Origin of the sequence: Herbaspirillum sp. C9C3, assembly GCF_013359625.1 — a bacterium.
GTDB lineage: Bacteria > Pseudomonadota > Gammaproteobacteria > Burkholderiales > Burkholderiaceae_D > Herbaspirillum.
The window spans coordinates 73,371-99,324 of the sequence record NZ_JABFMQ010000016.1 but is presented as its reverse complement, the minus strand read 5'-3'; the positions used below and the strand labels follow the sequence as shown (position 1 = coordinate 99,324).

Here is a 25,954-nt window from a genome sequence, read left to right as displayed (position 1 = left end):
CAGCGTCCCCATGAGCCAGTGCCTGCACTTGTTGTTTTCCCTTGGACAAGAGCGCTACGCCTTGCCCACTGCCGAGGTGGCGATGGTGTTGCCGCTGTCGCCCTGCAAGTCCTTGCCCGGCGCGCCGGCCTGGGTGGCCGGACTGCTGCCGCATGGCCTCGGCCATGTGCCGGTGATCGACCTGTCCATGCTGGTGCTGGGGCGGCCCGCCCCGGCCCGCGTGAGCACGCGCCTGGTGCTGGTGCACTACCACCACAGCCAGGCGGTGGCGGTGTTGCTCGGGCTGATCCTGGAACAGGCCACGCAGACCTTGCGCATCGATCCTGATGATTTCGTGCCCGCTGCCGTGCGCAATGAGGGCGCGCCCTATCTGGGGCCGGTCATGCCCCATCAGGGCGGATTGCTGCAACGGGTGGAGGTGGGCGACCTGCTCGATCCGGCCACGCGCGCCTTGCTCTATCCCGAGGTGCCGGCATGAAGAGTCTGCCGCTGATCGCCGACAGGCTCAAATCCGCCATGGGGCTGGACATGGCCACCGTGGGCAGCAGCCTCATCGAGCGCGTGGTGCGCGAACGCATGGCGGCGCTGGAAATCGATGACGATGGCCGCTATCTGGCGCGGCTGCAAAGTTCGGCGGTCGAGTTGCAGGCATTGATCGAATTGGCCGTGGTGCCGGAGACCTGGTTCTTTCGCGATCGTGAAGCCATCCTGGCCGTGGCGCGCCTGGCGCGCGAACGTCTGGCGGCGCAGCCGACCGTACCGGTGCGCATTCTCAGCCTGCCTTGTTCCACTGGCGAAGAGCCGTATTCGCTGGCCATGGCGTTGCTGGAGGCGGGGGTGATGCCATCGCAGTTCGTCATCGACGCCTACGATATCCGGACACGCTCGCTGGAAATTGCTGCCGCCGGTCTTTATGGCCGCAATTCCTTCCGGGGCCAGGAACTGGGTTTCCGGGACCGCCATTTCACGCCTGCGGAGCAGGGCTGGCAACTGCATGAAGCGATACGCCAGCTGGTCCGCTTTGCGCCCGGCAATCTGCTGGCACCGGACTTTCTGCGCCAGGCCGCTCCTTACGATGTCATCTTCTGTCGCAATGTGCTGATCTACTTCGAGCGCGAGGTGCAGCGCCAGGTCGTGACATTGCTGGAAAGTCTCATGAAACCCGATGGACTGATCTTCGTCGGTCCCGCCGAAGGCGGCATCCTGCTCAGTCCGCGCCTGGAGTCGGCCGGCATTGCACTGGCCTTTGGTTTTCGCAAGCGCGTGGCGGTGCCGCGCTCGGCCACGCGCGAAGCGCCGCTGGTCATGCCGCTGCCGCTCTTGGCACCCTCCGACCTCGGTGGTCGACGGCGGCCGGTCGTGCCCCCGACTTCAAGGGCGGTTGGTGCCGCCGCGCCTGCGCTCCCCGCTGAGCCCGCCCCGTCGAACCCTGCCCGCACGGTGCTGCAGCGTGCCCGCTCTCTGGCCGATCAGGGGCAACTGGCCCAGGCCGCCGCATTGTGCGAGCAGGCCATCGGCGAGCAGGGGCCCAGTGCCGACGCCTTCTACCTGCTGGGCCTGATCCACGATGCTGGGGGGCAGACCGAGCAGGCCCGGCACTGCTATCGCAAGGTGCTCTATCTGGCGCCCCGGCACCAGGCCGCCTTGCTGCAGCTGGCGGCCTTGTTGCAGGCCCAGGGCGATCCGGCCGGGGCAGAACGTCTGCGGCAGCGCGCCGATCGCGTGACGGCGAGCGAGGAGCCGCATCATGGCTGAGCCGACGATGCCCCCCGCGCCCACGACGCCGGATGCCTGCTGGAATCGCATCGGTACCAAGGGCGACGGCAGTTGTGCCGAACTGGCGCAGCACATCCGCTGCCTGAACTGTCCGACCTTTGCCCGCGCTGCCCTGCAGCAGCTCGATCGCGTCGAGGCCTCGGCCGAGGTGGCACAGCAATGGCTGCACGCGGGCGAAACCCAGGCGCAGGCGGAGAGCGGACAGGAGCGCGGCGCAATGGCCTCGGCCCTGGTGGTACGCGTGGCCGGCGAGTGGCTGGCCATCGCCACCTCCGTGGTCCAGGAAGTGACCGCGACGCGCCCGCTGCACAGCCTGCCGCATCAGCGCAATGCCGCCATTGCCGGAGTACTCAACATTCGCGGCAGCCTGCGCATCTGCGTCTGGCTCGCCCGGCTGTTCCAGCTGCCGGACCAGACCCCGGCGCCGCATCTGCTGGTGGCCGCCCATGAAGGGCAGGTGCTGGTGTTTCCGGTGGAGGAAGTGGCCGGCGTCCATCGCTACGCCCCGCAGAGCCTGGCACCGGTGCCTACCACGCTGGCCCAGGCGGCGATCCAGTACACACGTGGCATGCTGGAATGGCGCGGTCGTCCCATCGGCCTGCTGGACCACGAATTGCTGTTCTACGTACTCAACCGGAGCATGACATGAGTACGCCCGATCTCAGCCAGATGTCCATGCTGGACCTGTTCCGCTTCGAGGCGGAAAGCCAGATCGCCCAGCTCAACACCAGCCTGCTGGCGCTGGAGCAGCAACCGACGGCCGCCGAACACCTGGAGGCCTGCATGCGTGCCGGCCATTCGCTCAAGGGTGCGGCCCGCATCGTCGGACTGGAAACGGCAGTCAAGGTGGCCCATGTGCTGGAGGACTGTTTCGTGCTGGCGCAGCAGGGCAAGCTGCTGCTGGAGAAGAAGCACATCGACGTCCTGCTGCGCGGCGCCGATCTGCTGGGGCGTATCGCCTCGCCGCCTGACGGCGACGAGTCCTGGGCCGATTCTGCCGGCCACGCTGAAGTACAGGCTTTCCTGCAAGCCTTGCCGGCCGTGATGAGTGGCGGCCAGGCCGATCCCTGGCCGGTGCCTTCGGCGGCGATGCAGGAGGCCCAGGCTGCCGAGGCGGCCACGCAGCCAGCTGGCTCTCCCTCCTCGCTGCCGACGGCGCAAGCCGCTGCCGTTTCCCCGCTCGCGCAGACTGCCTCGTCGCTACCGGCTGCGCGTGCCGTGCGGGTCAGTGCGGACAGCCTGGACCGGCTGTTGAGCCTGACCGGCGAATCGCTGGTGGAGTCGCGTCGCCTCAAGCCGTTTTCGGCCAGCATGCTGCGCATGAAGCGCGTACAGCGTGAAGCCGTGCAGGCGCTGGACCTGTTGCAACAGAAACTGTCGACCAGCCAGCTCGATGAATTCGCCCAGGCCACCCTGAGCGAACTGCGTGCGTTGATGCAGACCAACCAGCAACTGCTGGGGGAACAATTGATTGCGCTGGATGCCTTTGACCGGCGCTCGGTCAATCTCTCGCAACAGCTCTATGATGAGGCGCTGGCCTGCCGCATGCGGCCCTTTGCGGACGGGACCGCCGGCTTTGCGCGCATGGTGCGCGATGTCGGTCATGCACTGGGCAAGTCGGTGAGACTGGACATCCACGGCAATGCCACCCAGATCGACCGCGACATCCTCGAAAAACTGGAGGCGCCCCTGGGGCACCTGCTGCGTAACGCGGTCGACCATGGCATCGAGGATCCCCTCACGCGCGGTGCGGCCGGCAAACCGGAACAGGGGGTGGTGCGGCTGGAGGCACGTCACAGTGCCGGCATGCTCTTGATCGAGGTGGCCGATGATGGTGCCGGCATCGACCTGGAGGAACTGCGCCGCACCGTGGTAGCACGAGGACTGTCGACCCCGGAGATTGCCGCGCGCCTGTCCGAGGCGGAATTGCTGGATTTCCTGCTGTTGCCCAGCTTCAGCCTGCGCGAGACGGTCACCGAGATTTCCGGTCGCGGCGTCGGTCTGGACGTGGTGGCCGACATGCTCAAGCAGGTGCGTGGCACGATCCGTATCACCACGCGCAGCGGGCAGGGCAGCCGCTTCCTGTTGCAGCTGCCGCTGACGCTGTCGGTGATCCGCAGCCTGCTGGTGGACATTGCCGGTGAACCTTATGCGTTTCCGCTGGCCTACGTCAACCGGACCTTGCGTTTGCCGGCCGAAGCCCTGCAGACCCTGGAAGGCTACCAGCACTTCAGCCATGAGGGCCGCCAGGTCGGCCTGGTCAGTGCGCACCAGGTGCTGCAGCGCGGCCAGTGGCGCGCCCGTGATGGCAGCGTGTGCGTCGTGGTCATCGGCGAGGGAGAACACAGCTACGGGGTGGCGGTCGATGCTTTCCTGGGCGAGCGCATGCTGGTGGTGCAACCGCTGGATCCACGCCTGGGCAAGATTGCCGACATCCTGGCCGGTGCCCTGATGGAAGATGGCGCACCCTTGCTGATCCTGGACGTGGCCGACCTGCTGCGCACGGTGCAAAAGCTGACCGCTTCCGGACGCCTGCAGACGGTCGACCAGGATGGTGCCGGCGAGGCCGCCGTGGTCGTGCGCAAGAAGGTGCTGGTGGTGGATGACTCGCTCACCGTGCGTGAGCTGGAACGCAAGTTGCTGAGCAACCGGGGGTATCAGGTCACGGTGGCCGTGGATGGCATGGATGGCTGGAACGCCGTGCGTGCCGAGCCCTTCGACCTGGTCATCACCGACATCGACATGCCGCGCATGGATGGCATCGAGCTGGTCGGACTGATCCGCGGTGCGCCGCAATTGCAGGCGCTGCCGGTGATGATCGTGTCCTACAAGGATCGTGAAGAAGATCGGCAGCGTGGCCTGGCCGCAGGTGCCGATCATTACTTCACCAAGAGCAGTTTCCACGATGAAAGCCTGTTGCAGGCCGTCGTAGACTTGATTGGAGAGGCGACAACGTGAAGATCGGCATCGTCAACGACACCCCCATGATGGTGGAAGTGCTGCGCCGGGTGATTGCCGAGAGTGGCCGCCACGAATTGATCTGGATCGCCCGCGATGGCGAACAGGCCGTGCAGATGTGTGCCTGGCAGTTGCCCGATGTGGTGCTGATGGACCTGCTCATGCCCAAGATGGATGGTGTGGAAGCCACCCGCCGCATCATGCAGGACACCCCGTGCCCGATCCTGGTGGTGACCTCCGACATGGATACCAGCGCCGCCAAGATCTACGAAGCCATGGGATATGGCGCACTCGACGCCACCCAGACGCCGGCGCTCATCGGTGCGGCCGGCAAGCGCGATGCGGCGGCCCTGATCGAGAAGATCGACAATCTCGGACGCCTGAGCCCGGACGATATGGCCGCACCCGTGCGACGACCGGTGCGCCCGCCACTGCCGGCCGCCCACGGGGACCTGGCGCCGTTAGTGGCCATCGGTGCCTCCGCCGGCGGACCGGCGGCGCTGTCGACCCTGCTCAAGCTGGTACCGCGCGAGTTTCCCGGCAGTATCGTGATCGTGCAGCATATCGATGCCGCCTTCGCCCCCGGCATGGCGCAATGGCTGCAGCAGCAGTCGGTGCTGCGCGTGCGCCTGGCCGTCGAAGGCGACCTGCCGCGCCGGGGCGAGGTCCTGCTGGCAGGGAGCAACCACCATCTCGTCTTCAAGGAAGGCAACCGTCTTGGCTACATCGACGGCGCGCCAGGCGATGTCTACCGGCCCTCGGTGGATGCCTTCTTCCATAGTATCCTGCGCCACTGGGAAGGCCGGGCCACCGGCGTACTGCTGACCGGCATGGGCCGTGATGGCGCTGCCGGCCTCAAGGCCCTGCGCGACAATGGCTGCCACACCCTGGCGCAGGACCAGAAAAGCTGCGCCGTCTACGGCATGCCCAAGGCTGCCGTAGCGCTCAACGCCGCCGTCGATGTCTTGCCGGTCAGTGCCATGGCGGCGCGACTGCAGACACTGCTGGCCGCAGCGTGAGGCCATTGAATTGAAATGAAGGAAAGCATGATGAGCTCGGTGCAAGCAACCGACACCCCGGGCGGCGGCCCCGTCTTGCCCGCCGAGGAGTACAGGATCATGGTCTTGCTGGTGGATGACCAGGCCATGGTCGGGGAGGCCATCCGTCGCGCCCTGGCCAGCGAAGAGAACATCGACTTCCACTTCTGCACCCGTGCCGATGAGGCGCTGGCCGTGGCCGAAAAGACGCGACCCACGGTCATCCTGCAGGACCTGGTGATGCCGGGCGTAGATGGCATGACTTTGGTGCGACAGTACCGCGCCAGCCCGGTGCTGGCCAATGTGCCCATCATCGTGCTGTCTTCGCGGGATGATGCCGTGATCAAGCGCGACGCCTTTGGCGGCGGGGCAAACGATTACATGGTCAAATTGCCGGATGTGATCGAACTGGTGGCGCGGCTGCGTTATCACTCGCGCTCCTACATCAACCTGCTGCAGCGGGACGCGGCGTACCGTGCCCTGCGCGAGAGCCAGCAACAGCTGCAGAAGACCAATTTCGAGCTGCAGCGCCTGACCAATACCGATGGCCTGACCGGCATCGCCAACCGTCGATATTTCGATGACTACCTGGGTGCCGAATGGCGCCGCGCACGGCGGGACGGGCTGCACCTGTCGCTGTTGCTCATCGATGTGGATTTCTTCAAGCTCTACAACGACAACTATGGTCACGTCGCAGGCGATGCGGTGCTGCGCCAGGTGGCGCAGACGCTGGACGAGAGCATCCAGCGCCCGGCCGACCTGTCGGCGCGCTTCGGCGGCGAGGAATTTGCCATGATCCTGCCGCGCACCCCGCTGGAGGGGGCGCAGGCATTGGGCCAGAAGCTGTGCCAGCTGATCGAGGCGAACCAAGTCCCGCATGAGCGCTCCAAGGTCGGTGCCTGGCTCACCGTGAGCATTGGTGCTGCCACCATGGTACCGAGCCCCGAGCAGGACATCCGCGAACTGATCGAGATGGCTGACCGTCGTCTCTACCTGGCCAAGCAGCAGGGCCGCAACCGGGTGGTCTGGCAGGACGGCTGAACACAGGACGACAAGGAAGGCCGCGCACCGTGCGCCCGTGGCCCATACATACGATAACGACAAGGGAAGGAAGCCAGCATGCGTACCATTGCCAGCCTGGAAGAACTGAAATCGCTGGCGGGCCAGGAAGTGGCCAGCAGTGACTGGATCAGCGTGTCGCAAGAGCAGGTGGACCGTTTCGCCGACGCCACCGGCGACCACCAATGGATTCATGTCGACCCCGAACGCGCCGCCCGCGAGCTGCCCTACGGTGGCACCGTGGCCCATGGTTTCCTGACGCTGGCGCTGTTGCCGCGCCTGCTCTCGGAGTCCATCAGCCTGGGGCCGGATGTGCGCATGCTGCTCAACTATGGCTTGAATCGCGTACGCTTCCCGGCGCCCCTGCCGGTGGGGCGGAAAGTGCGCGGCATCATCCGGCTGGAGTCCACCGAGGACATCCCCGGGGGCGTGCAACTGACCTGGCTCATTACCGTGGAATGTGAAGGTTCGGACAAGCCGGTATGCGTGGCCGAATTCCTCGTACGCCGGTACTAGGCGCGCAACACCTGCACGCTTCCTCGCAGAAGCTCATACATTGTGTGGCCTGATGGCATCGTCCTTGCCGATCGGCATGGTTTTTCATGCGGGCCAGGGTGCGAAGCTGACAAAAGTTGTCATAAGGTGCTAATGTCTTTACGTACGGTGGCGTGCCTGCCACCGCCGCGTCCTTGCCGATCCTGTTGCTCATGATGCCAGAACGCCCGCCCTGCCAGATCGACGCCGATCCCGAGTTCAACCGGAAGGCGCTCGCCTTCAACAACGTGACGCTGTCCTACATTGCGCGCGGTGCGCCGCTGGAGCAATTGCTGGACCGGATCGCCAGCGGTTTCTCGGGCAGCTATCCGCAACGTGCCCTGGCCATCTTCCTGTTCGATCCGCAGGCTCGCCGCATGCGCGTGGGCGCGGCCCCGCGCGTGGCGCCGGCCTTCCTGGCCGAGCTGACCGCGCTGGAGGTGGACGATCCCGATACGCCGCAGTTCTGGCATGGCCTGACCGCACTGGCGGCGCGCCATGAACGCTGCCTGCTGGAAATGCTGCCGCTGCGCTCCTTCGCAGGTGAAGTCGCGGGCATCCTGACCATTTGCGCCGCCACCGAGGCACTTGGCCACGCCTCTCATTCCGATCAGGCCTATCGCGATACCGTCGGCGCAGCGGTATCGATGGCCATGCTGGCCATCGAGCGGGCGCTGGTACCGGTCCATGCGCGCGTCAAGAGCGAGCCGCCGGGCGAAGCCGACGAGCGCATGGCGCTGGCCATCGAGGGCAGTGGCACCGGCATCTGGGACCGCAATGCCGTGACCGGCGAGATGTATTATTCGCGCGGCTGGAAGGCCATCCTCGGTTACGAGGACTGGGAGCTGTCCAGCCATCTGGAAGATGCCTACCAGCGCATCCATCCGGACGACCTGCCCGAGGTGCAGGAGAGCATCCGCCAGCATTTTGCTTCGCGCTCGGACACTTACCAGGTGGAGCACCGCATCCGCTGCCGCGACGGCAGCTACAAGTGGATCAGCAGCCGTGGCAAGGTGGTGGCGCGCGATGCCCAGGGCAATGCGCTGCGCATGATCGGTACCACCACCGACATCACCGAGATCAAGCGGCTTACGGAAAAACTGGCCAAGAGCAGCCGCATGCTCGATTACCTGACCAGCGAGATTCCCGGCATGGTGTTTCAGTTTCGCGTTCCGCCCGGCGAGCGCGGTTACTTCACCTACGTCAGTGAAGGGGCGCGCGAGACCTATGGCCTGACGCCTCAGCAGTTGCTGGAGACACCCGCCATCATCGATACCGTCATCCATCCCGAAGACCTGCCCCTATACGAGGCGGCGCGCCAGGCGGTTCTGGCCGGCGCTGCGCACTGGATGCTGGAGTTCCGCGTCATCTCGGCCGACCATGGCGTGCGCTGGCTGCGCGGCCAGGCGCGTCCGCGCCGCCTGGAAGACGGCACCACGCTGTGGCATGGCTTCATCAGTGACATCAGCCAGAGCAAGACCTTCGAACTGGAGCTGCAGGAATTCGCGCTCACCGATTTCCTCACCCAGCTGCCCAACCGTCGTTTCTTCATGCAGCGCCTGCAGGAAGAGTACAACCGCATCCAGCGCGGCATGCTCGATACGGCGGCGGTGCTGATGTGCGACCTCGATCATTTCAAGCGCATCAACGACAGCCTCGGTCACGCCGTGGGCGACCAGGTCCTCACACATTTTGCGCAAGTGCTCAAGAGCCAGTTGCGCAGGACCGATACCGCGGGCCGACTGGGCGGCGAGGAATTCGCGGTGATCCTGACCGGCGCCAATCTGCAGGCCGCCGCCGAGTTCGCCATGCGGCTGCAGGCCAGCTTTGCCAGTCATCCCATGCTGCACGAGGGCAAGGAGGTGGAGGTGACGTTGTCGATCGGCATCGCCCTGATGCAGAGCGACTGCATCGGTCAGGAGCAGGTCCTGCGCGCCAGCGACGATGCCCTCTACCGCGCCAAGGAAAAAGGGCGCAACCGTTTCGAGTTTGCGCCCTTTGCCTGTCCCTGAGTCGGGTGCGGCTGGCGTGCAGCCGTGCTCCCAGCCAGTTCCCGTCCCTCGTGCTGATCAGCGTTTCTGGTACTGACTCTTGCCGAACAGCAGTTCGCGGGCCTTGTCGTCCTGCAGCGGCTTGCGCTGGTCGGCCAGCACGGTCACGCCACGCTGTACGGCGGCACGCGCGTTGATGGCATCGAACCAGCGCTTGACGTTGGGGAAATCCGCCAGATCGATACCCTGGTTCTTGTGCGAACGGGTCCAGGGGAAGCAGGCGATGTCGGCGATGGTGTAGTTGTCTCCGGCCAGGTAAGCATGCTGGCCCAGTTGCTTGTCCATGACCTGATACAGGCGGCGCGCTTCGTTGCTGTAGCGGTTGACGGCGTATTCGATCTGCTCCGGCGCGTACAGGCGGAAGTGATGCGCCTGGCCCAGCATCGGCCCCAGGCCGCCCATCTGGAACATCACCCATTGCAGCACTTCATACTTCTCGCGCACGGTCTCGCCCAGGAAGCGCCCCGTCTTGCCGGCCAGGTAGATCAGAATGGCGCCGGATTCGAATAGCGAGATCGGTGCGCCGTCCGGACCATCGGGGTCGACGATGGCGGGAATCTTGTTGTTGGGCGAGATCTTCAGGAATTCGGGCGTGAACTGGTCACCGGCACCGATATCGATGGCATGCGCGGTGTAGGGCAGGCCGCATTCTTCCAGCATGATGTGGACCTTGTGGCCATTGGGGGTAGCCCAGCTGTAGACGTCAATCATGGCGTTCCTTTTCTGCGTGTCGTGTTGAGGGGGAAGTCACGTTATCGAAAACATCTAAACGATTTGCGCACTGACCGTCTTATTACAGCTTCGCCAGCCGGTCCAGCGCCAGTTGCAGCGTTTCATCCTTCTTGGCGAAGCAGAAGCGCACGATGCCCGATTCCTTGGGCGTGTTGTAGAAGGCCGAGACCGGGATGGCCGCCACGCCGATTTCACTGGTGAGCCATTTGCAGAAGTCGGCTTCGGACTGGTCCGAGATGGCGTCGTACTTCACGCACTGGAAATAGGTGCCCTGCGAGGGCAGCAGCTCGAAACGGGTGTTGGCCAGTCCTGCGCGGAAAAGGTCACGCTTGTTCTGGTAAAACGCCGGCAAGTCCAGGTACGGTGCCGGGTTCTTCATATACTCGGCCAGACCATACTGCACCGGGGTGTTGACGGTAAAGACGTTGAACTGGTGGACCTTGCGGAATTCTGCGGTGAGCGCAGCCGGTGCCGCCACATAGCCAATTTTCCAGCCGGTGACGTGATAGGTCTTGCCGAAGCTGGAATTGATGAAGCTGCGCCCGGCCAGATCCGGATGGCGTGCCAGCGATTCATGCGGCTGGCCATCGAAGACCATGTGCTCGTAGACCTCGTCGGAGAGGATCAGGATATCGGTGCCGCGTACGATGTCGGCCAGCGCGGCCACGTCGGCGGCGCGCATGACGCTGCCGGTCGGGTTGTGCGGGGTGTTGACCATGATCATGCGGGTCTTGGGCGTGACGGCTGCCTTGACCTTGTCCCAGGGGATGCTGTAACCCGCCGCGCCCACTTCCATCTGTACGAACACCGGTACGCCACCGGCCAGCTCGATGGCGGGGACGTAGCAGTCATAAACCGGTTCGATCACGATGACTTCATCGCCCGGATGCACGGCGCACAGCACCGAGGTCAGGATGCCCTGGGTGGCACCGGCGGTGACGGTGATCTCGGAGACCGGGTCATAGCGATGGCCGTAGAGGCGCTCGACCTTGTCGGCGATGGCTTCGCGCAGCGGCAGCACACCGGCCATGGGCGGGTACTGGTTCAGACCCTCCTGCATGGCGCGGGTGACGGCATCGACCAGCGCCGGATCGCAATGGAAATCAGGGAAGCCTTGCCCCAGGTTGACCGCGCCTTTTTCGCTGGCCAGGGCAGACATGACGGTGAAGATGGTGGTGCCGACCTTGGGCAGCTTGGTGACGATGTTGGGGGTGCTCATTGCAGCGGGCTCGTTCTTGTGATGATCGCAAGCCCGCTATTCTAGCCGGATTCTCGCGGCGCTTCAGGTCGCCGGATCGAGGAAGGCATCGGCCCGCCAGAGCTGGGGCGGCACGATGGCAAAGAGGCCGCGCTTGAGGGTGCGCTTGCCGAGTTTGAGAACGGCCTTGTCCTTGCTGACCAGCACGTGGGCCTGGCATTGCAGGGCCAGTTCGAGGAATTTCTGATCATCGCCATCGGTGCAAAGGGGCAGGCCGAAGGTATTGACCTGCGCCAGCGGCAGGCAGCGCAGCAGGCGGTCGAATTCGGCGCAGATGGCCGGCTTGGTCTCGGGCGTGACCGGCAGATGCGGATAGTCCAGCACGGCCAGCCACTCGTTGCGGCAATCCTCGCGGGTGTAGGCCTCTACCGTTGCTTGCTCCAGAGCTGCCAGCAAGGCGGCCCAGCGCGGGTCGCGGAAGACGAACAGGTCCAGACAAACGTTGGTGTCCAGCACCACGCGCTGGCGCCCGGCGGGGGCGTCAGCAGCAGGGCCGGAAGACTGGGGAAGCACAGCGCTGAGGGAAGGTGTTGCCTGGATGCTCATTGAGTGAAAACTAGTTGTCGATGCCGCGATGGCCGGGAGGCGGCGCTTCCTGCTTGGCAAAGAGATCGCCGCCGGCTTCGAGCGCATCATACCCCTGATCGGTGACGCGCCAGAAATTGTGCATGTCCACCGCCACCAGCCCCCGGTCATAGAGCAGGCGCAGATGATGCAGGATCACCTCCGGCGCCACCTGTCCGGGCAGGGTGCTCTGGATCTTCTCGACGTCGCCGTAGAGAGTGCCGAAGGCTGCCAGCTGTTTCAGGATTTCGCCCATGAGGGCTTTGTCTCGTTTCATGATGTCCTCCTTGCCGGTGGCCGGCGGGGTCAGGCGGGCAGGGCTGCCCTTGTCTCTCATGGACAGCAAAATGCCGGCAAAGTGCCGAGACGATGTCGGCCCTGGAAGACTGAGCTGCTGCTGCCGTGCTTCCTTGCTTCCTTGCCAAATCACCTGCTTGCTGCCTTGTTGATTAACGGCAAGTCTGCTGCCGAACTTGAATCGGAACCGATCCCGCTCTCCGTGCGGCCACGCTGCTCCCCCGTGCCGCCGTCGACGGACGGGCGCTTGAGCGTCCTGGCGCCAGGGTTCGCCATCATGTCCAATGCTTCAGTGTAGGAGCCGCGGTGCACGCTTCAAAGGCGCAACAACCGGCATTTTGTTGTCCAGACTTTCATATCGGCTTCCAGCCGCCCCCCTCCGCACGCAAGCGCCGCGCTTTGGGTATCATGACGGCCACTCTGTCCCAACCTGATCATTGGATGAACGCCTCATGCTGATTGTTTTGTCTCCCGCCAAGTCGCTGGACTATGACACGCCTGCCAACACCGAGCTCCACACCACGCCCGCCTTCGTGTCGCGTTCGGCCGAACTCATCGAGGTCCTCAAGACCAAGTCGCCGGCCGAGATCGGCAGTCTCATGGGCATTTCCGACCAGTTGTCGGTGCTGAACGTGAACCGCTATGCCAGCTGGTCGCGCAAGTTCACCACCAGAAATGCCAAGCAGGCCGTGCTGGCTTTCAACGGCGACGTCTACGAAGGGCTGGATGCCGGCTCGCTCAATGCCAGGCAGCTGGATTACCTGCAGCAGCACGTGCGCATCCTCTCGGGCCTGTATGGCATGCTGCGCCCGCTGGACCTGATGCAGCCGTACCGCCTGGAGATGGGCACCAAGCTGGCCAATCCGGGCGGCAAGGATCTCTATGCCTTCTGGGGCAGCGAGATCACCGAGGCGCTCAATGGCGAACTGGCGGCGCAGAAGACGCCGGTGCTGGTGAACCTGGCTTCGGAGGAATACTTCAAGGTGGTCAAGCCCAAGCTGCTCAAGGCACAGGTGGTCTGTCCGGTGTTCGAGGACTGGAAGGGCGGCAAGTACAAGATCATTTCCTTCTATGCCAAGCGGGCGCGCGGCCTGATGGCGCGCTATGCGGCCCAGAAGAACATCAGCCAGCCGGAAAAGCTCAAGGGCTTCGATGTCGAGGGCTATGCCTTTGCACCCGAAGTCTCGACCGAGAGCAGCTGGGTGTTCCGCCGCAAGCTGGAGGGCTGAGCCCGGGCCGACAGGTCCACCGGCAACGCGAAAAAAAACCTCGCCATGCGCATGGCGAGGTTTTTTTGCTTGTCGTTGCCGGGTCGGGCTTACCAGACCTTCCACCAGGGCTTGGACTTGGGCTTGGGGCCGCCGTGGTACCAGGGGCTGTTGGGATAGGTGGCCTGGATGATGCGTTCGGTATCTTCCTTCAGCTTGGTCTGGCCCAGAGCCTCATAGGAGCGCATCAGGATGAACAGCGCCTCTTCGTTGGCCGGGGAATCCGGATACTGCTTGATGGCAGCCTGGGCGCGGTTGGCGGCCGACACGTAGGCGCCACGGCGGAAGTAGTAGTTGGCCACGTGGACGTCGTATTGCGACATGGCATTGACCAGGTATTTCATGCGGGCAATGGCGTCCGGGGTGTACTTGCTGTCGGGGAAACGTTCGGCCAGCAGCTTGAACGAGTCGAAGGCGTCACGCATGGCCTTGGGATCGCGCTCGGTGTTGTCCTGGTCGGTGAAGGTGTCGAAGATGCTGGTGCGATCATTGAAGTTGATCAGGCCGCGCAGGTAGTACATGTAGTCCACATTGGGGTGGTTCGGGTGCAGCTTGATGAAGCGGTCCACCGCGGCCAGACCCTGCGCCTGCTCGTTCTGGCGATAGTAGGCGTAGGCGATGTCCATCTGTGCCTGCTGGGCGTAGGTACCGAAGGGGTAGCGCGATTCCAGCTTCTCGAAATACTTGATCGCCTTGTCGTAGCCGCCGGCATTCAGTTCATCCTTGGCTTCCGAGTATAATTTCGGGGCAGACCAGCCGACCGTCTCGTCCTTTTGTTCCGGCAAGAGGCCGCAGGCGGTGAGCGAGAGGGCAAAACCGATGATGAAAAACTTCAATAAGATTTTGTGCATGACTCTTGTGTGCTTGTCTGGGACTATCAGTTGTGCATGGCGCTGTGCGCCTACCCGAGCCGGCTGCATCGATACCCGAAATACAATCAACCCGATCCGGCGATTATAGCTGATGTCACGTAAGAAACCCCTTCCGATTACAAATGGCGATGAGCCTGTAAAGACCGACCTCCCGCTGGAGGACGATTTCGATGACGGCGAGCAAGCCGGTGAGGAAAGCGTCTCCAGCCTGGAGCCCCTGAGTTTTCGCCTGGATGACGAGGTCATCGGCCAGCGGCTGGACAAGGTCCTGTCCGGCCTGATGCCCGAATTCTCGCGCAGCCGCATCCAGCAATGGATCGAAGACGGCCACGTGACCGTTGACGGCGCGCCCGCCAAGGGCAAGATGACCATGCTGGGCGACGAGCTGGTGGAGGTGGCGCCGCAATCGGTGCCGGCCGACCAGCCTTATGCCCCCGAAGCCATGGATCTGGACATCCTGCATGAGGACAAGTCCATCATCATCTTGAACAAGCCGGCCGGCCTGGTGGTGCATCCGGCCGCCGGCAACTGGAGCGGCACGCTGTTGAACGGCCTGCTGCATCATTGCCCGGCCCTGGCCAACGTGCCGCGCGCCGGCATCGTGCACCGTCTGGACAAGGAAACCAGCGGCCTGATGGTGGTGGCCAAGACCCTGGCCGCCCAGACCGACCTGGTGCGTCAGTTGCAGGCACGCAGCATGAAGCGTCAGTACCTGGCGCTGGTGTGGGGCCTGCCGCAGCTCTCCGGTACCATCAATGCACCGATGGCGCGCCATCCGCGCGACCGCATCAAGATGGCCGTGTCGCAGAGCATGCGCGCCAAGCCGGCGGTGACCCATTACCGTCGCCTGGCGACCGGCGAGATCGACCGCAAGCCGGTCAGTCTGGTGCATTGCCGCCTGGAAACCGGTCGTACCCATCAGATCCGCGTACACCTGCAATCGCTGGGCTTTGCGCTGGTGGGCGATACGCTCTATGGCAAGCAGCATCTGGCGCCCATCTTCCCGCGTCAGGCACTGCTGGCCGGGCGCCTGGGCCTGGTGCATCCGACTTCGGGCAAGTTCCGGCAGTGGGCGGCACCCTTGCCGGCGGATATCGAAGCCCTGCTCAAGAGCGCCCACATCGACCCGGCCCTGGCGGTCATCCCGGAGATGAGCGAGGAGGCCGATCCGGTCCTGGGCGACTATGACGAAGACGATGACGACTATTGAGCGAGCCCGCCCATGGAACTGCTGATCCCCGACTGGGCCGCACCCGATAACATCGGTGCTCTGACCACCCTGCGCGCCGGCGGCTTCAGCCCGGCGCCCTACGGGGACGGGCAGGGCGGCTACGGCCTGAATCTGGGCACCCACGTCGAGGACGATGCACAGCGGGTGGCACGCAACCGCGCGCTGCTGCGCCGCCTGCTGCCCGCCGAACCGGCCTGGCTGACGCAGGTGCATGGCGTGACGGTGCTCGATGCCGCCGCGCTGCCCGACCAGCCCACGGCTGACGCCTGCATCAGCAGTACGCCCGGCGCGGTGTGCGTGATGATGACGGCCGACTGCCTGCCGGTGCTGTTCTGTGACCGCGCCGGCAGCGTCGTCGGTGCCGCCCACGCCGGCTGGCGCGGGCTGGCTGCCGGCGTGCTGGAACAGACCGTGGCGGCCATGCGCACACGTGGCGCGCAGGACATCCTGGCCTGGCTGGGGCCGGCCATCGGGCCGGAGCATTTCGAGGTCGGCGCCGAGGTGCGCGAGGCTTTCATGGCGGAACTGCCCGCGGCGCACATGGCCTTCCGTGGGTATCCGGGACGCCCCGGAAAATACCTGGCTGACATCTACCAACTGGCCCGCCAGCGCCTGGCCCGCGTGGATGTGCAGGAGGTCAGCGGAGGCGGCCTTTGTACCGTGGCCGATTCCCGTTTCTATTCCTACCGGCGCGACAAGACCACCGGACGCATGGGCTCGCTGATCTGGCTCAAGTGAGCAAGACTGCGAGCGGGGGCGAATCCTTCTTTGCCTGATCGATGGCGGCTCTGCGGCGCCGCCATTTTTCCTGCTGCCTCACGCGTGGCCTTGCAGGGCCAGGATCAGTTCGCGCGTAGGGCCGGGCAAGCCTTCCAGCCCGCGCACGCAGATGAGCAGCTGGCGCCGGCTCCAGCCATCGGTGAGCGGGATGGTGCGAATATCCCTGTGCGCCGCGCAGTCCTGGGCCGCCGTGGCCGGAATCACCGCCACGCCCACCTGATGCTCCACCATGCGGCAGATGCCGTCGAAGCTGCGCAGCCGCACCCGGTATTGCAGACGCCGTCCGGCACGGGCGGCATGGCTGGAGAGGTGCTGTTGCAGGGCGCTGTCACCGGACAGTCCGATGAAATCCTCGCCCAGCAATTCACTGAAGGCCAATGACTTGCGGCGCGCCAGCGGATGTTTCCTGGCCAGCACCGCCACCAGATGATCCTGGCGGAACGGAAAGGTCTGCAGCGGGCCGCTGTCGGCGGAGTCGGCGATGATGCCGACATCGGCCACGCCATCGACCACGGCCTGCACCACTTCATAGCTCAGTTTCTCTTCCAGTTCGATATCGGTGTGCGGATGCCGGGCCAGGAACCGGGCCAGCACTTCCGGCAGGAATTCGGTCATGGCCGAGGTATTGCACAGCAGCCGGATATGGCCCTTCAGGCCCTGCGCATACTGGCCCAGTTCATCGCGCAGCTGCTGCATCTGTTGCGCCATCATGCGTGCGTGATGGGCCAGGGCGCGCCCTGCATCGGTGGTCTGCACACCGCGCCGGCCGCGTTCCAGCAGGGCGGTGCCCAGTGCATCCTCCATGTTGCGAATGCGTGCACTGGCCGAGGCCAGCGCCATGTGGGCGCGTTCGGCGCCGGCCGTGATGCTGCCGCTTTCCACAATGTGCAGGAAAAGACGCAGGTCGGACAGTTCGAAACGATGGCTCATCGGTGTGCCTGGAAGGTGGGGGAGTCGCGTTGAGCCTTCGGCCAGGCCGAAGGCTGGCTAAGTGTATTCCACATTTTCAGGGCGGGCGAGGACTGGCAGACTGGCAAGCATCGATTCTTCGCCATCCTCTCTTCACACTCCTTTTCCCGCCATGCCCAGCCTGCTTTCCCTTGTCGAGATGAACGCCGCGACGCTGGCCGTGAGCCTGGCCGTGTTCCTGCTGGCCGGCTTCGTCAAGGGCGTGATCGGCCTGGGTCTGCCGACGGTGGCCATCGGATTGCTCAGTCTGGTGATGTCACCGGTGCAGGCAGCGGCTTTGCTGATCCTGCCCTCGATGGTCACCAATGGCTGGCAGCTGGCCACGGGCGGCGCCTTGCTGATGCTGGCAAAACGCCTGTGGACGCTGCTCGCAGGCGTGGTCATCGGCACGCTGGCCGGTGCCGGATTCATGCGCGCCGATGGTGGCCGTCATGCCATCGTGGTGTTGGGTGTGGCGCTGATGCTGTATGCGCTGGCCGGACTGGCAGCCTGGACACCGACGGTACCGCCCCGTCATGAGCGCTGGTGGTCGCCGCTCATCGGTTTGCTGACAGGGCTGGTGACGGCGGCCACCGGCGTATTCGTGATTCCGGTGGTACCGTATCTGCAAGCGCTGGGCTTGCCGCGCGACCAGCTGATCCAGGCGTTGGGTTTGTCCTTTACCGTCTCCACGCTGGCCCTGGCCGTCAACCTGGGGCAAGCGGGAGCCTTCAGCGCAGGCGTAGGCTGGGCGTCGTTGATGGTGCTGTTGCCCGCCTTGCTGGGTATGGCCATCGGCAGCCGGGTGCGGGCGCGGGTGCGCGCCGCCACCTTCCGTCGCTGCTTCTTCATCGGTTTGCTGCTGCTGGGTCTGCATCTGGCCTGGCACCTGCTCGATCTGCTGGAGGCGACACGATGAGTCACGCCATCCAGCAGTCCCGCGGCTGGCAGATCGAAGGCCCCCGGCAGCGCCAGGCCAATGAAGTGCATGTCTATGCCTGGCTCGATGGCAGCATGATCGCCATGCTTGATTGTGAGTTACGTGACCGCGATGGCCTGAAGTTACGGATGGCCTATGTTTCGCCACCCTGGCGTGGATCGGCGGTGCTGCGCGACATGCTTGCCGTACTGAAACCCTGCTATCGCCGGATCACCTTGCGACGGGTGGCGCGAGGCTGACGTGATCTTGGTCGTTTTGCTGAGTTTTGCCGCCCGGCATCACTGCATGATGCAGTGCGCAAACCGGCATGCTGCGGGCGTTGTGGAGGCGCGCACAGCTTGGCGGTTGATGTCGTTTTCTAAGTTTTCCGCACGAGCATCGGAAGGGGGAGGACTCACCCAGCGGGATCGCGCGGTGCCCCATCCGGGTTGACGGACTCGCGTTTGACGGGCGGCTCATCGCTGATTTCTTCCTTGCGCTCAGCTGTCAATTTCTTCATCTTTTGACGATTCCGCTTGCGTTGCGGCGTACCCATCAGGTATAAAACGATGGTCAGGGGAATTATCCCGTACAGCAGGAAAGTGGCGACGCCAGCAATCGCCGACTGTTCGGTGATCGACATCATGAAGACGACGTAGAGCCATGCGATAGCGACGATGACCATGGTGAAGTGACGCTTCGAGACAAACCGTAACGATACGCGAAAATTGCAGATCCGAGCATGAACAAGCAGAATCCGCAGCAACCCTCTCCCGATGTATCCGCGTGGCTGGCACAGATGTCCGATCCGAAGTTCTGGACCTCGTTGCAGTCCCAATTCCAATCCCAGTTCGAGCAGTTCAAGTCGCATTTGCCGCCCGTGCCCGCGATGCCGGGCATGCCGCAGATGCCGGGCTTTCAGGGTTTCCCCGGTGGTGCGATGCCGCCCGGTGCCGGGCAGATCGATCCCACGGTCCTGCTCAAGCAACTTGGCGACCTGGGTGCCACCCTCGATCCCGCCGATCTGGTCCGCCTGCAGCAGGACTACACCCGCGAATTCGGCGAGCTGTGGCAGTCGATGCTGGCGGCCAAGACGCCGGCCATCACCGACCGCCGCCTGTCGGCACCGGCCTGGCAGGAACACCCTTACTTCGCGTTCCAGGCGGCCGCCTACCAGTTGAATTCCCGCTTCCTGCTGGCCCTGGCCGATGCGGTCAAGGGCACCGAGAAGGTGCGCCACAAACTGCGTTTTGCGGTGCAGCAGATGATTGATGCGATGTCACCGGCCAACTTCCTGGCCACCAATCCGGTGGCGCAGCAGAAGATCCTGGAGACACGCGGCGAGAGTCTCACGCAAGGCATCGCGCAATTGCTGGCCGACCTGCAGAAGGGGCACATCTCCCAGACGGACGAGACCGCTTTCGAAGTGGGTCGCGACGTGGGCGCCAGTGCCGGTTCGGTGATCTTCGAGAACGCACTGTTCCAGCTCATCCAGTACGCACCGCTGACCAAGACCGTGCATGCGGTGCCGTTGTTGATCGTGCCGCCCTGCATCAACAAGTTCTACATTCTCGACCTGCAACCGCAGAATTCGCTGGTGCGTTATGCGGTGGAGCAGGGGCATACCGTGTTCCTGATTTCCTGGCGCAATGCTGATGCCACGGTCGAGACCGCCACCTGGGAAAACTACGTGGATGACGCCGTGGTGCGCTCCATCCATCTGGTCCAGGAAATCAGCAAGCAGCCGCAGATCAATGCGCTCGGTTTCTGCGTGGGGGGCACCATCCTGTCCTGTGCGCTGGCGCTGCTGGCCGCGCGCGGCGAAGATCCGGTGTCCAGCCTGACACTCCTGACGACCTTCCTCGATTTCTCCGACACTGGCGCCATCGATGTCTACATCGACGAGATGCAGCTGGCCCTGCGCGAGCAGATGATCGGCCAGCGCGGCCTGATGGCCGGACGCGATTTTGCCAGTGCCTTCTCCAGCCTGCGTCCCAACGACCTGCTGTGGAACTACGTCGAATCGAATTACCTGAAGGGCGAGAAGCCCAGCGCCTTCGACCTGCTGTACTGGAATGCCGACAGCACCAACCTGCCCGGGCCGATGTTCTGCTACTACCTGCGGCACATGTATCTGGAGAATGCGCTCAAGGAACCCGGGCGCCTCACCGTGGGCGGCGAGAAGATCGACCTGCGCAAGATCAGCGCGCCGGCTTTCATCTATGCCTCGCGCGATGACCACATCGTGCCGTGGAAATCGGCCTATGCGTCGCTGGAGCTGATCAATGCCGGCAAGCGCAGCAACAACCGCTTCGTGCTGGGCGCCTCGGGTCACATTGCGGGAGTGATCAATCCGGCCTCCAGGAACAAGCGCAACTACTGGATCAACGACAAGGCCCGTGCCGGCAGCGATGCTGATACCTGGATGGCGGGTGCGACCGAGCATCCGGGCAGCTGGTGGGGCGAGTGGGCCGCCTTCCTGGCCAAGCATGGCGGGCGCAAGGTGGCTGCCCCCAAGGCTGCGGGTTCGACGCGCTACAAGCCCATCGAACCGGCACCGGGACGCTACGTCAAGGTCAAGGCCGACCAGGCGGCTGGTTGATGCGAATCTGCCAGCCGGCCAGGAAGGGCCACAGAAGCCGGCGGCATGGATAAAGAAGAGGGCGGTGACCGGTACCGGCCCGCCGACAGAGAGAGACGGCCGACAGCGCATCCGCGGCGCAGCCCGGCCTGACAAGACAAAGGAGCGCCCTTCGCGCGAAGGGCCTCCACCAATGCGGCGCAAAGCAGACGCGAAAGAGGGGAGCAGGGCTTACCCCAATAAATCACCATCCCTATAGGAGGCAGCATAATGAGCAAGCGTATCGCATATGTGACCGGCGGCATGGGCGGCATCGGAACCGCCATCTGCACCCGTCTGTGCAAGGACGGCTACACCGTGGTGGCCGGCTGCGGTCCCAATTCCACCCGCAAGGATTCCTGGCTGGCGACCATGCGCGGCCAGGGCTATGACATCCACGCATCCGAAGGCAACGTCTCGGACTGGGAATCGACCAAGGCCGCCTTCGAGAAGGTGCGCGCCGAGATCGGCGAAGTGGACGTGCTGGTCAACAACGCCGGCATCACCCGCGACGGCCAGTTCCGCAAGATGAGCAAGGGCGACTGGGATGCGGTCATCGACACCAACCTGAATTCGCTCTTCAACGTTACCAAGCAGGTCATCGAGGGCATGTGCGAGCGCGGTTTTGGTCGCATCATCAATATCTCCTCGGTCAATGGCCAGAAGGGCCAGTTCGGCCAGACCAACTATTCCACCGCCAAGGCCGGCATCCACGGCTTCACCATGGCGCTGGCGCAGGAAGTGGCGACCAAGGGCGTGACGGTCAACACCGTCTCGCCGGGCTATATCGGGACCGACATGGTGCGCGCCATCCGTCCGGAAGTGCTGGAGAAGATCGTCTCCGGTATTCCCGTCAAGCGCCTGGGTGAGCCGGAGGAAATCGCCTCCATCGTCGCCTGGATCGCCTCGTCTGAGGGCGGGTACGCCACCGGTTCGGACTTCTCGCTCAACGGCGGCCTGTACATGGGCTGATGCCGTCTTCGACGGCCACGTGCGCGGCAGTGCCGCATGCGTGGCCGTTTTTACGTGTGTCACGGGCTGGGATTTTGTCAGTCTGGCACGTCAGGGCTCCCCTTTTGCCGCTCTTCGCCCCTATAATGGCTTGCGTTGCTGCCCTGCAAAAAGCAGGTGGCACACAGTAGAAGAGAGAAGAAGCAAGGAGAGGACAGCACAATGTCCCGGACGCCCGCGGGTGAGGACCGCATCGATGCCACCCGCACCGCTGCAAACCAAGGCCGGCAAGACGGCTGCAATGAGAGAGAGACTGGACTTCAGATGACTACTGCAAAAAATTCGGCAGATCGCTTGATCAAGAAATATCCCAACCGCCGTCTGTACGATACCCAGACCAGTTCCTACATCACGCTGACCGACGTCAAGCAACTGGTGCTGGACAATGAAGAATTCACCGTGGTCGACGCCAAGAGCGGCGACGACCTGACCCGCAGCATTCTGTTGCAGATCATCCTGGAAGAAGAGTCGCATGGCGTGCCGATGTTCTCCAGCGGCGCGCTGTCGCAGATCATCCGTTACTACGGCCATGCCATGCAGGGCATGATGGGCAACTACCTGGAAAAGAACATCCAGACCTTCATCGACATCCAGAACAAGCTGGCCGAGAACTCCAAGGGCTTCTACGAAGGCAAGCCCTTCAGCCCCGAGATGTGGACGCAGTTCATGAACGTACAAGGTCCGATGATGCAGGGCATGATGAGCAACTACATCGAACAGAGCAAGAACCTGTTCATCCAGATGCAGGAGCAGATGCAGAGTCAGACCAAGAACATGTTTGGTACCTTCCCCTTTGGTGCGCCGGGTACGCCGCCGGATCAGAAGAAATAAACGGTTCTTTCTCCTCCCCGCAGGCTGACTGGACCGCTCAGAAGTTGTGGGCGTGCGACTGCACCAGGTCGATCAGAAAGTCAGCCGTCGCGCGGATGCGTGGTGCTCTGCGTACGTCGGAATGCATGACGAGGTACAAGGGGCAGGGCGGCGGGGACTTCGGCATCGGTATGGACACAAGCCGACTGTCTTCTGCCACCATGAATCGCGGCAAGAGCGCCATGCCGATCCCGGACAATGCGGCGTGGTACATGGCGCGAATGTCGTTGGTCCTTAGCGCGTAACTGCGTGGGCTTACATATTTTTCCAGCCAGATCTTTTGCCAGCAGTCGCTCCTCAGGTCGAGCCCGATGAATGAACGCTCGGATTCCGGTCTCTCCAGCCATGCCGGTACCCCATAGAGCTTGTAGTTCACATTGCACAACAGACGTGCCACCAGTTGCGGACTCTTTGGTTCGCTCATGCGTAATGCGATATCCGCTTCTCGGCGACTCAGGTCGGCGCCGCGACTCTCGCCGATCAGCTCCAGCTCGATCTCCCGGTATTTCTCCTGAAAAGACGACAATCTGGGAACCAGAAAGTCGCTCATCAGGATCGGCGGCGCCGACAGACGCACCGTGCCTGACAGCGTGGTGTTAGCTAACGCCGTACGCCACAGCGAGAGCATTTCCATTTCCAGCGACTCTGCCTGCCTGGACAGTTCCACGCCTTCCCTGGTCAATACCCATCCACGTGCCAAGCGGTCAAACAATTTGACCTTGAGCGTCTTTTCAAGATTGCCTACGCGGCGCGCTACCGTTGAGTGTTCGACTTCGAGCAATCTGGCTGAGGCGGACAGGCTACCTTCGCGGCTTAAGGTCAGGAAATATCGAACATCGTCCCATTGCAAGCTATTCATATGGGTATTTATGCACAGAGGAAGGCTGATTTTTGGGAATTCCTTCAGGGAAATCCTTGCTTTAGAGTTAAAAAACTTAACTCAAGGAGGACCTACAGCATGAAGATTCTGCATATCAATTCGTCGTCTCGCAGTACAGACAGCCGTTCGTTGCAGCTCGCGGAAGTGTTTCTGTGCGAACTGAAAAAGCGCAAGGCCATTGAAGTTGATCGCTTCGATTTGTTCTCCGGAAAACTGCCGGAGTTCGGGGAGCTAGCCGTCAGTGCGAAGATGGCCCTGTTTACCGGCGCAGAGGCGGCCACCGAACAAAAACGCGCATGGGCCGGCATCAGGGAAGTGTTTGACCGGTTTGCTTCTGCCGATGCCTACGTGATCAACGTACCCCTTTGGAACAACGGCCTGCCCTATATTCTCAAGCAGTTCATTGACGTCGTTACCCAGCCGGGCTGGGCATTCGGCTTCGATCTTGAGAAGGGATACAGCGGCCTTCTGAAGAATAAAAAGGCTTGCATCATACATGCCAGTGGTGTCTATCACCATCGTATTCCGGTGAACTTCGGATCCGATTTCAGTACGCCCTATCTGACCGACTGGCTGAAGTTCGTTGGCGTGGAGGATATTCAGCAAATTCACTTTGCGCCTACCGTGGTCAATCCTGACTTCGAGCAGACCAGGCAGCGTGCGGAGCAGCAGGCTGTAGAGATTGCATCCAACTTCTGATTGGCATGTCGAATTGCTGTTAGCTCACGTTCTCGCCAAGTACCAGTCAGGCGACCGAGACGGTTGCGATCCCACCCGAAGTACACCCGAAACCGTCAAAAGCAAGCGCCCGGCAGTGGACGTTGTACAATAGCGCCCTGATTTTTAAAGCATTTTTTGCTTTTTCCCGTATTGTCGGCCGTTTCCGGCCCGCCTCACTGAGCCATCTGCCATGTCCAACCCGTCTTCCCCCGCCACCCCGGCCCTGCCCAAGGTCGGTTTCGTCTCCCTCGGCTGCCCCAAGGCACTGGTCGATTCCGAACAGATCCTGACCCAGCTGCGCGCCGAAGGCTACGATACCGCCAAGTCCTATGACGGCGCCGATCTGGTGATCGTCAATACCTGCGGTTTCATCGACGCTGCCGTGCAGGAATCGCTGGACGCCATCGGCGAAGCCCTGAACGAAAACGGCAAGGTCATCGTCACCGGCTGTCTCGGCGCCAAGAAGGATGCCGACGGCGACGACATCATCCAGAAGATCCACCCCAAGGTCCTCGAAGTGACCGGCCCACACGCCGTGGGCGAAGTCATGCAGGCCGTGCACAAGCACCTGCCCAAGCCGCATGCGCCCTTCATCGACCTGGTGCCGCCGCAGGGCGTCAAGCTGACCCCCAAGCATTTCGCCTACCTGAAGATTTCGGAAGGCTGCAACCATCGCTGCAGCTTCTGCATCATCCCCTCCATGCGCGGGGATCTGGTCTCGCGCCCCATCGCCGATGTCATGCTCGAAGCCGAGAACCTCTTCAAGGCCGGCGTGAAGGAATTGCTGGTGATCTCGCAGGACACCAGCGCCTATGGCGTGGATGTGAAGTTCCGTACCGGTTTCTGGAACGGCAAGCCCATCAAGACCCACATGACCCAACTGGTCGGTGCCCTCGGCGAGCTGGCACAGCAATATGGCGCCTGGGTGCGTCTGCACTACGTCTACCCGTACCCGCACGTGGACCAGATCATCCCGCTGATGGCCGAAGGCAAGATCCTGCCCTACCTGGACGTGCCGCTGCAACACGCCCACCCGGACGTGCTCAAGCGCATGAAGCGTCCCGCCAATGGCGAGAAGAACATCGAGCGTATCCAGGCCTGGCGCGCGCTGTGCCCGGATATTACGATCCGCTCCACCTTCATCGCCGGCTTCCCCGGCGAAACCGAGGCTGAATTCGAGTACCTGCTGGACTTCCTCAAGGAAGCCGAGATCGACCGCCTGGGCTGCTTCGCCTATTCCCCGGTGGAAGGCGCCACCGCCAACGAGATCGCCAATCCGGTGCCCGAAGAAGTGCGCGAAGAGCGCCGTGGCCGCGTCATGCAGCTGCAGGAAGACATCTCCAAAAAGCGTCTGCAAGCCAAGGTCGGCAAGACCCTGCGCGTGCTCATCGATGAAGTGGACCGCAACGGCGGTACCGGCCGCACCTACTCGGATGCGCCCGAGATCGATGGCGTGGTCTACGTAAAACCACCCTTCGAACCGCACCGCAAGCTGGAAGTCGGCCAGTTCGTCGACGTGCGCATCACCGCCGCCGATGCCCACGACCTCTGGGGTGCCGCCGAGTGATG

26 protein-coding genes are annotated in these 25,954 nt (G+C 63.3%); 18 read left to right on the top strand and 8 right to left on the bottom strand.

The window, feature by feature from the left end; all coding sequences use genetic code 11:
* Nucleotides 1-10 precede the first annotated feature (10 nt).
* The 8 genes from HNO82_RS15620 (at nt 11) to HNO82_RS15585 (ending at nt 9,376) form a co-directional block, all read left to right on the top strand.
* Nucleotides 11-478 carry a chemotaxis protein CheW gene (locus tag HNO82_RS15620; protein WP_008330075.1) on the top strand — a complete coding sequence of 156 codons (468 nt, stop codon included), beginning with the start codon at nt 11-13 and terminating at the stop codon, nt 476-478.
* Nucleotides 475-1,755 carry a CheR family methyltransferase gene (locus tag HNO82_RS15615; RefSeq protein ID WP_175344349.1) on the top strand — a complete coding sequence of 427 codons (1,281 nt, stop codon included), beginning with the start codon at nt 475-477 and terminating at the stop codon, nt 1,753-1,755. The genes HNO82_RS15620 and HNO82_RS15615 overlap by 4 nt, the downstream gene beginning before the upstream one ends.
* Entirely contained in the window at nt 1,748-2,425 is a 678-nt protein-coding gene (locus HNO82_RS15610) for a chemotaxis protein CheW (RefSeq protein ID WP_249777020.1), read from the top strand. Before HNO82_RS15615 ends, HNO82_RS15610 begins: the two co-directional genes overlap by 8 nt.
* A complete protein-coding gene (locus tag HNO82_RS15605; RefSeq protein ID WP_175344348.1) occupies nt 2,422-4,734 on the top strand; it encodes a hybrid sensor histidine kinase/response regulator in 2,313 nt (770 codons plus the stop codon). The genes HNO82_RS15610 and HNO82_RS15605 overlap by 4 nt, the downstream gene beginning before the upstream one ends.
* The gene (locus HNO82_RS15600) at nt 4,731-5,753 is read left to right on the top strand and encodes a chemotaxis response regulator protein-glutamate methylesterase (protein WP_175344347.1); all 1,023 of its coding nucleotides are present in this window, start codon (nt 4,731-4,733) and stop codon (nt 5,751-5,753) included. Before HNO82_RS15605 ends, HNO82_RS15600 begins: the two co-directional genes overlap by 4 nt.
* Before the next feature lie 30 nt (nt 5,754-5,783).
* Entirely contained in the window at nt 5,784-6,812 is a 1,029-nt protein-coding gene (locus HNO82_RS15595; RefSeq protein WP_175344346.1) for a GGDEF domain-containing response regulator, read from the top strand.
* Between the two features lie 78 nt (nt 6,813-6,890).
* Nucleotides 6,891-7,346, top strand: a complete 456-nt coding sequence (locus HNO82_RS15590; RefSeq protein WP_175344345.1) for a MaoC family dehydratase — start codon at nt 6,891-6,893, stop codon at nt 7,344-7,346.
* 191 nt (nt 7,347-7,537) lie between these two features.
* Nucleotides 7,538-9,376 (top strand): sensor domain-containing diguanylate cyclase, encoded by a 1,839-nt coding sequence (locus HNO82_RS15585; RefSeq protein WP_217509939.1) that lies wholly within the window; start codon nt 7,538-7,540, stop codon nt 9,374-9,376.
* 57 nt (nt 9,377-9,433) lie between these two features.
* Here the strand turns inward: HNO82_RS15585 and HNO82_RS15580 are convergent, their stop codons facing one another.
* From HNO82_RS15580 to HNO82_RS15565, 4 genes are all read right to left on the bottom strand, one after another.
* A complete protein-coding gene (locus tag HNO82_RS15580) occupies nt 9,434-10,126 on the bottom strand; it encodes a glutathione binding-like protein (RefSeq protein ID WP_008330052.1) in 693 nt (230 codons plus the stop codon).
* A gap of 82 nt (nt 10,127-10,208) precedes the next feature.
* Nucleotides 10,209-11,366, bottom strand: coding sequence for a pyridoxal phosphate-dependent aminotransferase (locus tag HNO82_RS15575; RefSeq protein WP_175344343.1), 1,158 nt, complete (start codon nt 11,364-11,366; stop codon nt 10,209-10,211).
* Between the two features lie 63 nt (nt 11,367-11,429).
* Nucleotides 11,430-11,951, bottom strand: coding sequence for a putative toxin-antitoxin system toxin component, PIN family (locus HNO82_RS15570; protein ID WP_175344342.1), 522 nt, complete (start codon nt 11,949-11,951; stop codon nt 11,430-11,432).
* A gap of 10 nt (nt 11,952-11,961) precedes the next feature.
* Complete coding sequence (locus HNO82_RS15565; RefSeq protein WP_034350685.1) at nt 11,962-12,246, bottom strand: hypothetical protein; 285 nt, start codon at nt 12,244-12,246, stop codon at nt 11,962-11,964.
* A gap of 472 nt (nt 12,247-12,718) precedes the next feature.
* On the opposite strand from HNO82_RS15565, the gene yaaA reads away from it, so the two are divergent.
* The gene (gene yaaA / locus HNO82_RS15560; protein WP_175344341.1) at nt 12,719-13,495 is read left to right on the top strand and encodes a peroxide stress protein YaaA; all 777 of its coding nucleotides are present in this window, start codon (nt 12,719-12,721) and stop codon (nt 13,493-13,495) included.
* 89 nt (nt 13,496-13,584) lie between these two features.
* Here yaaA and HNO82_RS15555 read toward each other — a convergent pair whose 3' ends face one another.
* A complete protein-coding gene (locus HNO82_RS15555; protein WP_175344340.1) occupies nt 13,585-14,385 on the bottom strand; it encodes an outer membrane protein assembly factor BamD in 801 nt (266 codons plus the stop codon).
* A 112-nt stretch (nt 14,386-14,497) separates the two neighbouring features.
* Between HNO82_RS15555 and HNO82_RS15550 the strand changes: the two genes are divergently transcribed.
* The gene (locus tag HNO82_RS15550; RefSeq protein WP_175344339.1) at nt 14,498-15,616 is read left to right on the top strand and encodes an RluA family pseudouridine synthase; all 1,119 of its coding nucleotides are present in this window, start codon (nt 14,498-14,500) and stop codon (nt 15,614-15,616) included.
* A gap of 12 nt (nt 15,617-15,628) precedes the next feature.
* Nucleotides 15,629-16,375 carry a peptidoglycan editing factor PgeF gene (pgeF, locus tag HNO82_RS15545; RefSeq protein ID WP_175344338.1) on the top strand — a complete coding sequence of 249 codons (747 nt, stop codon included), beginning with the start codon at nt 15,629-15,631 and terminating at the stop codon, nt 16,373-16,375.
* A gap of 78 nt (nt 16,376-16,453) precedes the next feature.
* Here the strand turns inward: pgeF and HNO82_RS15540 are convergent, their stop codons facing one another.
* Complete coding sequence (locus HNO82_RS15540) at nt 16,454-17,347, bottom strand: LysR substrate-binding domain-containing protein (protein ID WP_008330010.1); 894 nt, start codon at nt 17,345-17,347, stop codon at nt 16,454-16,456.
* 151 nt (nt 17,348-17,498) lie between these two features.
* Between HNO82_RS15540 and HNO82_RS15535 the strand changes: the two genes are divergently transcribed.
* Nucleotides 17,499-18,284, top strand: a complete 786-nt coding sequence (locus tag HNO82_RS15535) for a sulfite exporter TauE/SafE family protein (RefSeq protein ID WP_175344337.1) — start codon at nt 17,499-17,501, stop codon at nt 18,282-18,284.
* The gene (locus HNO82_RS15530; protein WP_008330006.1) at nt 18,281-18,544 is read left to right on the top strand and encodes a hypothetical protein; all 264 of its coding nucleotides are present in this window, start codon (nt 18,281-18,283) and stop codon (nt 18,542-18,544) included. The genes HNO82_RS15535 and HNO82_RS15530 overlap by 4 nt, the downstream gene beginning before the upstream one ends.
* A 155-nt stretch (nt 18,545-18,699) precedes the next feature.
* Here HNO82_RS15530 and HNO82_RS15525 read toward each other — a convergent pair whose 3' ends face one another.
* Entirely contained in the window at nt 18,700-18,969 is a 270-nt protein-coding gene (locus tag HNO82_RS15525; protein WP_175344336.1) for a hypothetical protein, read from the bottom strand.
* Between the two features lie 57 nt (nt 18,970-19,026).
* Here HNO82_RS15525 and phaC point away from each other — a divergent pair, with 57 nt between their 5' ends.
* From phaC to phaR, 3 genes are all read left to right on the top strand, one after another.
* On the top strand, nt 19,027-20,886 hold the full coding sequence (gene phaC, locus HNO82_RS15520) for a class I poly(R)-hydroxyalkanoic acid synthase (protein ID WP_175344335.1): 1,860 nt from the start codon (nt 19,027-19,029) through the stop codon (nt 20,884-20,886).
* 249 nt (nt 20,887-21,135) lie between these two features.
* Nucleotides 21,136-21,876 (top strand): 3-ketoacyl-ACP reductase, encoded by a 741-nt coding sequence (locus HNO82_RS15515; RefSeq protein ID WP_008330001.1) that lies wholly within the window; start codon nt 21,136-21,138, stop codon nt 21,874-21,876.
* A 303-nt stretch (nt 21,877-22,179) separates the two neighbouring features.
* Nucleotides 22,180-22,746 (top strand): polyhydroxyalkanoate synthesis repressor PhaR, encoded by a 567-nt coding sequence (phaR, locus tag HNO82_RS15510; protein WP_008329998.1) that lies wholly within the window; start codon nt 22,180-22,182, stop codon nt 22,744-22,746.
* Between the two features lie 37 nt (nt 22,747-22,783).
* On the opposite strand, the gene HNO82_RS15505 is transcribed toward phaR, so the two are convergent.
* Complete coding sequence (locus HNO82_RS15505) at nt 22,784-23,644, bottom strand: LysR family transcriptional regulator (protein WP_249777019.1); 861 nt, start codon at nt 23,642-23,644, stop codon at nt 22,784-22,786.
* Nucleotides 23,645-23,743: 99 nt separating this feature from the next.
* Between HNO82_RS15505 and HNO82_RS15500 the strand changes: the two genes are divergently transcribed.
* Together HNO82_RS15500 and rimO are read left to right on the top strand one after the other, a co-directional pair.
* Nucleotides 23,744-24,364: an FMN-dependent NADH-azoreductase gene (locus tag HNO82_RS15500; protein ID WP_175344334.1), complete on the top strand. Its 621-nt coding sequence runs from the start codon at nt 23,744-23,746 to the stop codon at nt 24,362-24,364.
* A gap of 211 nt (nt 24,365-24,575) precedes the next feature.
* Nucleotides 24,576-25,952, top strand: coding sequence for a 30S ribosomal protein S12 methylthiotransferase RimO (gene rimO / locus HNO82_RS15495; RefSeq protein ID WP_008329993.1), 1,377 nt, complete (start codon nt 24,576-24,578; stop codon nt 25,950-25,952).
* Nucleotides 25,953-25,954 lie beyond the last annotated feature (2 nt).

Bases quoted from the DNA above. Each gene is read 5' to 3' on its own strand.
- HNO82_RS15620 (WP_008330075.1), top strand. From the start codon at position 11: ATGAGCCAGTGCCTGCACTTGTTGTTTTCCCTTGGACAAGAGCGCTAC.
- HNO82_RS15615 (WP_175344349.1), top strand. From the start codon at position 475: ATGAAGAGTCTGCCGCTGATCGCCGACAGGCTCAAATCCGCCATGGGG.
- HNO82_RS15610 (WP_249777020.1), top strand. From the start codon at position 1,748: ATGGCTGAGCCGACGATGCCCCCCGCGCCCACGACGCCGGATGCCTGC.
- HNO82_RS15605 (WP_175344348.1), top strand. From the start codon at position 2,422: ATGAGTACGCCCGATCTCAGCCAGATGTCCATGCTGGACCTGTTCCGC.
- HNO82_RS15595 (WP_175344346.1), top strand. From the start codon at position 5,784: ATGAGCTCGGTGCAAGCAACCGACACCCCGGGCGGCGGCCCCGTCTTG.
- HNO82_RS15590 (WP_175344345.1), top strand. From the start codon at position 6,891: ATGCGTACCATTGCCAGCCTGGAAGAACTGAAATCGCTGGCGGGCCAG.
- HNO82_RS15585 (WP_217509939.1), top strand. From the start codon at position 7,538: ATGATGCCAGAACGCCCGCCCTGCCAGATCGACGCCGATCCCGAGTTC.
- HNO82_RS15580 (WP_008330052.1), bottom strand. From the start codon at position 10,126: ATGATTGACGTCTACAGCTGGGCTACCCCCAATGGCCACAAGGTCCAC.
- HNO82_RS15575 (WP_175344343.1), bottom strand. From the start codon at position 11,366: ATGAGCACCCCCAACATCGTCACCAAGCTGCCCAAGGTCGGCACCACC.
- HNO82_RS15570 (WP_175344342.1), bottom strand. From the start codon at position 11,951: ATGAGCATCCAGGCAACACCTTCCCTCAGCGCTGTGCTTCCCCAGTCT.
- HNO82_RS15565 (WP_034350685.1), bottom strand. From the start codon at position 12,246: ATGAAACGAGACAAAGCCCTCATGGGCGAAATCCTGAAACAGCTGGCA.
- yaaA (WP_175344341.1), top strand. From the start codon at position 12,719: ATGCTGATTGTTTTGTCTCCCGCCAAGTCGCTGGACTATGACACGCCT.
- HNO82_RS15555 (WP_175344340.1), bottom strand. From the start codon at position 14,385: ATGCACAAAATCTTATTGAAGTTTTTCATCATCGGTTTTGCCCTCTCG.
- HNO82_RS15550 (WP_175344339.1), top strand. From the start codon at position 14,498: ATGTCACGTAAGAAACCCCTTCCGATTACAAATGGCGATGAGCCTGTA.
- pgeF (WP_175344338.1), top strand. From the start codon at position 15,629: ATGGAACTGCTGATCCCCGACTGGGCCGCACCCGATAACATCGGTGCT.
- HNO82_RS15540 (WP_008330010.1), bottom strand. From the start codon at position 17,347: ATGAGCCATCGTTTCGAACTGTCCGACCTGCGTCTTTTCCTGCACATT.
- HNO82_RS15535 (WP_175344337.1), top strand. From the start codon at position 17,499: ATGCCCAGCCTGCTTTCCCTTGTCGAGATGAACGCCGCGACGCTGGCC.
- HNO82_RS15530 (WP_008330006.1), top strand. From the start codon at position 18,281: ATGAGTCACGCCATCCAGCAGTCCCGCGGCTGGCAGATCGAAGGCCCC.
- HNO82_RS15525 (WP_175344336.1), bottom strand. From the start codon at position 18,969: ATGGTCATCGTCGCTATCGCATGGCTCTACGTCGTCTTCATGATGTCG.
- phaC (WP_175344335.1), top strand. From the start codon at position 19,027: ATGAACAAGCAGAATCCGCAGCAACCCTCTCCCGATGTATCCGCGTGG.
- HNO82_RS15515 (WP_008330001.1), top strand. From the start codon at position 21,136: ATGAGCAAGCGTATCGCATATGTGACCGGCGGCATGGGCGGCATCGGA.
- phaR (WP_008329998.1), top strand. From the start codon at position 22,180: ATGACTACTGCAAAAAATTCGGCAGATCGCTTGATCAAGAAATATCCC.
- HNO82_RS15505 (WP_249777019.1), bottom strand. From the start codon at position 23,644: ATGAATAGCTTGCAATGGGACGATGTTCGATATTTCCTGACCTTAAGC.
- HNO82_RS15500 (WP_175344334.1), top strand. From the start codon at position 23,744: ATGAAGATTCTGCATATCAATTCGTCGTCTCGCAGTACAGACAGCCGT.
- rimO (WP_008329993.1), top strand. From the start codon at position 24,576: ATGTCCAACCCGTCTTCCCCCGCCACCCCGGCCCTGCCCAAGGTCGGT.